The organism is Hansschlegelia beijingensis, assembly GCF_045505405.1.
Lineage (GTDB): Bacteria > Pseudomonadota > Alphaproteobacteria > Rhizobiales > Methylopilaceae > Methylopila > Methylopila beijingensis_A.
In genome coordinates, this window is record NZ_JBJKEX010000190.1 from 1 (window position 1) to 5,872 (window position 5,872).

The window sequence follows — 5,872 nt, forward strand, 5'->3', positions numbered from 1 at the left end:
ACCGCGCCCGCCGGCCGTTCCGGCAGCCGCACGTCGCGCGGCGCTTCCGGCGCGAGCCCGAAGGCAAGGGAGCGATCGCCCGAGAGCCCGACCAGCCGCTCACGCCAGCCCGCCTCCGTCCGCACGAACTGGCGGATCGGCAGCGCGTCGAAGAATTCGTTGGCGACCACGATGGCGGGGGCAGGGGCGGGGAGCGCTTCCTCGACCGTGGCGGCCCAGCGTGGCGCAGCGCCTGTTTCGGCAAGAGTCCCGGCCTGCGCGTCTCGCAGCGTGGGACTGGTTTCGACCAGCACGACGTCGAGCGCGGCGCGGAAGCCCGGAACCGCTTTCGCCGCGCGCAGCACGTCCTTCATCAGGGTGCCGCGGCCGGGGCCGAGCTCGACCAGAACGACGCGGCCGGGCGAACCCATCTGGCGCCAGACTTCGGCGCACCACAGGCCGATCAGCTCGCCGAACATCTGGCTGATCTCGGGCGCCGTGACGAAGTCGCCCCGCGGACCGAACGGATCTCGGGTGACGTAGTAGCCATGCGCCGGGTGCCCGAGGCAGAGCCCCATGTAGCGAGCGACGGTGATCGGACCCTCGTGGGAGATCAGCTCGACGATCTCCCGCTCGAGCGCGGTCATGCGGCCGCGGGGCGCCTTGCGGCGTAGACCACCAGCGCGAGGCCCGCGAGCAGCATGGGGATCGACAGCAGCATTCCCATCGTCAGGCCGCCCGCCAGGAAGCCGATCTGGGCGTCCGGCTGGCGGAACTCCTCGCCGATGATCCGCGCGACCGCGTAGCCGGCCGCGAAGGCGCCGGTGACGAGGCCGGGCCGCTTCAGGGCGCCGGAGCGAGCCAGGATCTGGACCAGCAGGAACAGGCAGACCCCTTCGAGCGCCGCCTGATAGAGTTGGCTCGGGTGACGCGGCTCGGGGCCGCCGTCCGGAAACACCATTCCCCACGAAACGTCGGTGGCCCGGCCATACAGCTCGCCATTGATGAAGTTGGCGATGCGGCCGAAGAACAGGCCGATGGGCGTCACCGCCGCCGCGAGGTCGAAGGTGGGCAGCACGGGCAGTTTTCGGGAGCGGGCGAACAGGGCGAGCGCGAGCGCCGCGCCAAGCAGGCCGCCATGGAAGCTCATGCCGCCGCGCCAAAGCTTCAGCGCCTCGAGCGGCTCCTCGACGTAGAGCGCGAAGTCGTAGAACAGCACATAGCCGATGCGCCCCCCGAGGATGACGCCGAAAGCGACCCAGACGATCAGGTCGTCGACGTCGAGCGGCTTGGGATGGGGGGTCGCGCCCCAATACGCGTCGCGGGCGGCGATGCGCTTGGCGAGCCACCAGCCGATCAGCAGTCCGGCGATATAGGCCAGCGCATACCAGCGGATCGCGAGCGGGCCGATCTGGACCGCGACCGGATCGATCATCGGAAAGGCGATCGCGAACAGCGGCATCGGACGCTCCGGTGGGACCGGCGCGTGATGGTCGAAGCCGCCCGGAGCGTCAAGCGCGCGGCGGTGCTTTCGGCGTCGCCGTTCACACTTGCCCAACCGCCATGGGGCACTCTGAAGCTCAGGGGGAGATCGATGATGACGCGAGGCGGATTGCTCACCACGCTGGCGGCGGGATTGCTCGCCGGCGCCGGAACGCCGGCGGCGGCGCAGGACGTCGGCCCATTGAAGACGTTCAAGGACTGGGTGGTCGGCTGCGACAATCTGAGGGCGTGCGTGGCGCTCGGGTCGTCACCCGATGAGGCGGAAAGCGCCTATGTGAAGATCACGCGCGGCGCCGCCGCCGCGGACGAGCCCGCCGTCTCGTTTCATGTGGCGCCCGATGCGGAACCGGCCGCGCCCGGTCTTTCGCTGATCCTGGACGGCGCGGCGCCGACGCCGCTTCAGGCGACGGTCGACGGCTCCTATGTCGTCGCCTCGCTCCCTGCCGGGAAGGCGCGCGAGGTTGCGTCCGCGCTGAAGCAGGCGAAGAGCCTCGCCGTGATCCTGAGCGACGGAGGCAAGGCGGCCGGCTCATTCAACATATCGCTGTCGGGCTCCGCGGCCGCGCTCCTGTTCATGGATGATCGCCAGGGCCGGGTCGGAGGCGTCACGGCTCTCGCAAAGCCTGGCCCCGCGGCGGCCAGCTCCGTTCCGCCGGCGCCTCGTGGGCCGCTCGTGAAGGCGCTGCCGATGAAGGAGGTCGAGCAGCCCGGGCCTTTGCCGTCCGGGATCGGGAAGGCCGACTCGGATGATTGCAAGGATGTCCACCCGATCGAGCTGCGTCTCGATGGCGGCAAGTCGCTGTGGGGCGTGTGCACCTACCTGGCGGCCTACAATGGCGGCTTCCGCATGTGGCTCGCCGGCCCCGGGGGCGCGTCTCAGGTCAACTTCGCGCCGCCCGGCGAGAAGCCCGACGACGCCGCGGAGCTGACCAACCCCTATCTGTCCGAGGACGGCTTCATCCTGAACGCCTTCGCGAAGGGGCGCGGCATCGGCGACTGCGGCGAGGCGACGTCCTGGACATGGGACGGCTCCGCGTTCCGGTTGGCGCGGCTGATGCGCATGGAGGAGTGCCGCGGCGTGCCGCAGAGCGACTGGCCGGTGCTCTACCAGGCCGAGCTCGCCGGCGACTAGGCCGCCGAGGGCGCTGCGTCGGGCCGGAACGGGTCGGCTGCAGGTCTGGGCGCGGTGGCCGGGCCCGCTCCCGCAGGCCTGGCGTCCGGCCTGATCGCCAGCAGACGCATCATGCCGTAGGCGATCTCGCGCTCGCCCATCACCACCTCGTCGGCGCCGAGCTTCATGAGATGCTCGACTTCGGCGTCCGAGTGCGCGCGCGCGATGATCTTGAGGTTCGGGTTGAGGGCGCGGGCCTGCTCGACGGTCTGTCCAGCCTCGAAAGCCTCCGGGATCGCCACCACGAGGGCCTGCGCCTGCGGCAGGTTCGTGAGCGCGAGCACCGCCGGGTCCGCGCCGTTGCCGACGATCGTCTCCACGCCGCGTTCGCGCAGTTCGATGAGCGGCTTCTCCGAATCCTCGATGACGAGAAAGCGCGCGCCGCTTTCCGCCAGTCCGGCCCCGACGGCGCCGCCGACGCGGCCGAAGCCGACCAGCACGACATGGTCCGTCAGCGCCGTGGGATGCGGCGTGTCGTCATCGGCCGAGAGTTCCGGGGTGGAAGACTCCGAGCGCGTCTGGGCGGCGGGGGCGACGGCCGCCTCCAGCGGAGAGGCCGGCGCCGCCATGGGCGCCGGCGCCTCGACGGGCGCTGGCTTGGGCTGCTTGCGCCCCACGAGCGTCTCGATCCTCGACCGGAGCCGTTCGGCCGCGAAGAACGCCAGCGGGTTCAGGACGATCGAGATCAGCGCGCCGCCGAGGATCAGATCCCGCCCGGCTTCAGGCAGAAGCTTCAGCCCGACCCCGAGTTCGGCGAGGATGAAGGAGAACTCGCCGATCTGCGCAAGGCTCGCCGAAATCGTGAGCGCCGAGGACACCGAGCCCCGGAAGGCGAGCACGATCAGGAAGGCGGCGATCGACTTGCCGATGACGATGATGAACACGACCGCCGCGACGCTCCACGGGTCGCGGAAGATGATCGACGGGTCGAACAGCATTCCGACCGAGACGAAGAACAGCACCGCGAAGGCGTCGCGCAGCGGCAGGCTCTCCTGCGCGGCGCGATGGCTGAGCTCGCTTTCGGCGAGCACCATCCCGGCGAAGAACGCCCCGAGCGCGAGCGACACGCCGAACAGCGCGGAGGAGCCGAAGGCGACGCCGAGCGCGATGGCGAGCACGCCAAGGCGGAACAGTTCGCGCGAGCCGCTATGCGCGATGCGGTGGAGCACCGCGGGGATCAGGCGCCGTCCCACGACGAGCATCAGGCCCACGAACACCGCGACCTTGAGCAGGGTCAGGGCGACCACGCCCGCCATGCCGATCTTGATGCCGAGCGCTTCGCTGACCGCAGCGGCGAGCGGCTCCGGCGCTTGATCCGGCGATCCCGCAAGCGCCGGGATCAGGACCAGCGCCAGCACCATCGCGAGATCTTCCACGATCAGCCAGCCGACGGCGATCTTGCCCCGCTCGCTGTCGAGCAGGCGTCGATCCTGGAGCGCCTTGAGCAGCACGACCGTGGAGGCGACCGAAAGCGCGAGGCCGAACACCAGGCCGCCGCCCAAAGACCAGCCGAGCAGCCAGGCGAGGCCGCAGCCGAGACCTGTCGCGGCCGCGATCTGCACGATCGCGCCGGGAATGGCGATGCCCCGGACCGACATCAGGTCCTTCAGGGAGAAGTGCAGGCCGACGCCGAACATCAGCAGGATCACGCCGATCTCTGCGAGTTCCGGCGCCAGGTGCTGATCGGCGACGTAGCCGGGGGTATGCGGCCCGACGAGAACGCCGGCCAGAAGGTAGCCGACCAGTGGCGGCAGCCGCAGGCGATGCGCGATCGCTCCGAAAATAAACGCCAGCACAAGCCCCGCCACGATGGTCGAGATCAGCGGGGTTGCATGCGGCATCGGCTCGGCAGACCTCCTGCAGGGTGGCGCCGTCTTTCTAAGTCAAAGCGGCGTCGGACGATATTGGCCGCCCGCAATGGTCAATTCAACTTGTCGTAGAGGCCGCGGCTTGATCGCGGGGGCCGGACGGGCCACATCTGGGGGGAACAGAGAGGATGCCTCATGACTGAGACCCGCGGGCGCATGTTCGACGAGATCGGACGCCTGATGACCGACGCCGCCGGCATGGCTTCAGGCTTGCGGCGCGAGGTCGAGACGGTCGTGCGGCAGCAAGCCTCGCGGATCCTCTCGGACCTCGATCTCGTGCGTCGCGACGAGTTCGAGGCCGTCCGGGCGATGGCCAGCCGCGCGCGGGAAGAGAACGAGAGGCTCGCCGAGCGGCTTTCAGCGCTCGAGGAGCGTCTCGGCCGCCCGGAGGTCGACGCCGACAGCGTGTTCGGCGAGAAGGCCGCCGAGCCGGCCCCGGTCGGCGCGCCCAAAGGCTTTGACGACGCGGTGGGGGATTGATCCCCCTGTCTGCGCAACAGCCTGTGTGCAGCGCCGCGAGAGGCGCCATATACTGAACAAGGCGGCTCGAATCGCCGGAGGTTTTCCGGGGTTCGGAGTCGCGGTTGGCGAGCCGCGCACAGCGGCGCGCCCGTCACGCGCGACGTCGTTCCCACGCCCGCTGACGTCGGGCCTCACCCGGGGAGGAGCTTATGGCTCTCATCGACGTGGACGCTGATCGCCAGGGACATCCTGTCGACATGATCGAACGTATCGCGACGTTGAACGACTGGGTCTTCGACCGGTCGGGCGACGACGAGATCACGATCTCCGTCGACGGCGCATGGACCGACTACCACGTGTCGTTCACGTGGATGGGCGATCTGGAGTCCCTTCACCTGGCCTGCGCCTTCGATCTCAAGGTTCCCGATCGCCGGAAGACGGAGGTCCTGCAACTGCTGACGCTCGTGAACGAGCAGATGTGGCTCGGCCATTTCGACCTGTGGAGTCAGGAGGGCGTGGTGGCCTATCGTCACTCTCTGCTGCTGTCCGGAGGCGCGGAGGCGAGCGCGCCGCAATGCGAAGCTCTGCTCGAGGCCGCGATCGAAGCGTGCGAGCGCCACTACCAGGCCTTCCAGTTCGTTCTGTGGGCCGGCAAGAGCGCCAAGGAGGCCATGGAGGTGGTGGCCTTCGAGACGGTGGGGGAGGCGTGACGACCTCAGCATTCTCTTGAACGCGCACTACTCCGGGCCGCTCGATGCGGGCGGCCCGGTTCTGCTGATCGGCGCCGGCAAGATGGGCGGCGCGCTGCTCGACGGCTGGCTCGCGAACGAGCGGCGATAGATCTCGGCCCCGTCTCTGATGTAGTCCATCGCGCCCGCTTCAATTTCGC

General features: G+C 69.5%; 6 protein-coding genes. 3 read left to right on the forward strand and 3 right to left on the reverse strand.

Annotated features, from left to right (window positions below):
- Together ACIKT0_RS11945 and lgt are read right to left on the reverse strand one after the other, a co-directional pair.
- A partial coding sequence (locus ACIKT0_RS11945) for a class I SAM-dependent methyltransferase (protein WP_407105555.1) occupies positions 1 to 626 on the reverse strand: 626 nt, incomplete at its 3' end.
- Positions 623 to 1,441: a prolipoprotein diacylglyceryl transferase gene (lgt, locus tag ACIKT0_RS11950; protein ID WP_407105556.1), complete on the reverse strand. Its 819-nt coding sequence runs from the start codon at positions 1,439 to 1,441 to the stop codon at positions 623 to 625. The genes lgt and ACIKT0_RS11945, both read right to left, overlap by 4 nt.
- 132 nt (positions 1,442 to 1,573) lie before the next feature.
- Between lgt and ACIKT0_RS11955 the strand changes: the two genes are divergently transcribed.
- Positions 1,574 to 2,614 (forward strand): DUF1176 domain-containing protein, encoded by a 1,041-nt coding sequence (locus ACIKT0_RS11955; RefSeq protein ID WP_407105557.1) that lies wholly within the window; start codon positions 1,574 to 1,576, stop codon positions 2,612 to 2,614.
- Here ACIKT0_RS11955 and ACIKT0_RS11960 read toward each other — a convergent pair.
- Positions 2,611 to 4,494 (reverse strand): cation:proton antiporter domain-containing protein, encoded by a 1,884-nt coding sequence (locus tag ACIKT0_RS11960; RefSeq protein ID WP_407105558.1) that lies wholly within the window; start codon positions 4,492 to 4,494, stop codon positions 2,611 to 2,613. The genes ACIKT0_RS11955 and ACIKT0_RS11960 overlap by 4 nt on opposite strands.
- A 162-nt stretch (positions 4,495 to 4,656) precedes the next feature.
- Here ACIKT0_RS11960 and ACIKT0_RS11965 point away from each other — a divergent pair, with 162 nt between their 5' ends.
- Positions 4,657 to 5,001 carry an accessory factor UbiK family protein gene (locus tag ACIKT0_RS11965; protein ID WP_407105559.1) on the forward strand — a complete coding sequence of 115 codons (345 nt, stop codon included), beginning with the start codon at positions 4,657 to 4,659 and terminating at the stop codon, positions 4,999 to 5,001.
- Between the two features lie 191 nt (positions 5,002 to 5,192).
- On the forward strand, positions 5,193 to 5,693 hold the full coding sequence (locus tag ACIKT0_RS11970) for a type III secretion system chaperone family protein (RefSeq protein WP_183393426.1): 501 nt from the start codon (positions 5,193 to 5,195) through the stop codon (positions 5,691 to 5,693).
- Positions 5,694 to 5,872: the final 179 nt, after the last annotated feature.

Coding starts and splice junctions, on each gene's coding strand:
- ACIKT0_RS11955 (WP_407105557.1), top strand. CDS start 1,574: ATGATGACGCGAGGCGGATTGCTCACCACGCTGGCGGCGGGATTGCTC.
- ACIKT0_RS11965 (WP_407105559.1), top strand. CDS start 4,657: ATGACTGAGACCCGCGGGCGCATGTTCGACGAGATCGGACGCCTGATG.
- lgt (WP_407105556.1), bottom strand. CDS start 1,441: ATGCCGCTGTTCGCGATCGCCTTTCCGATGATCGATCCGGTCGCGGTC.
- ACIKT0_RS11970 (WP_183393426.1), top strand. CDS start 5,193: ATGGCTCTCATCGACGTGGACGCTGATCGCCAGGGACATCCTGTCGAC.
- ACIKT0_RS11960 (WP_407105558.1), bottom strand. CDS start 4,494: ATGCCGCATGCAACCCCGCTGATCTCGACCATCGTGGCGGGGCTTGTG.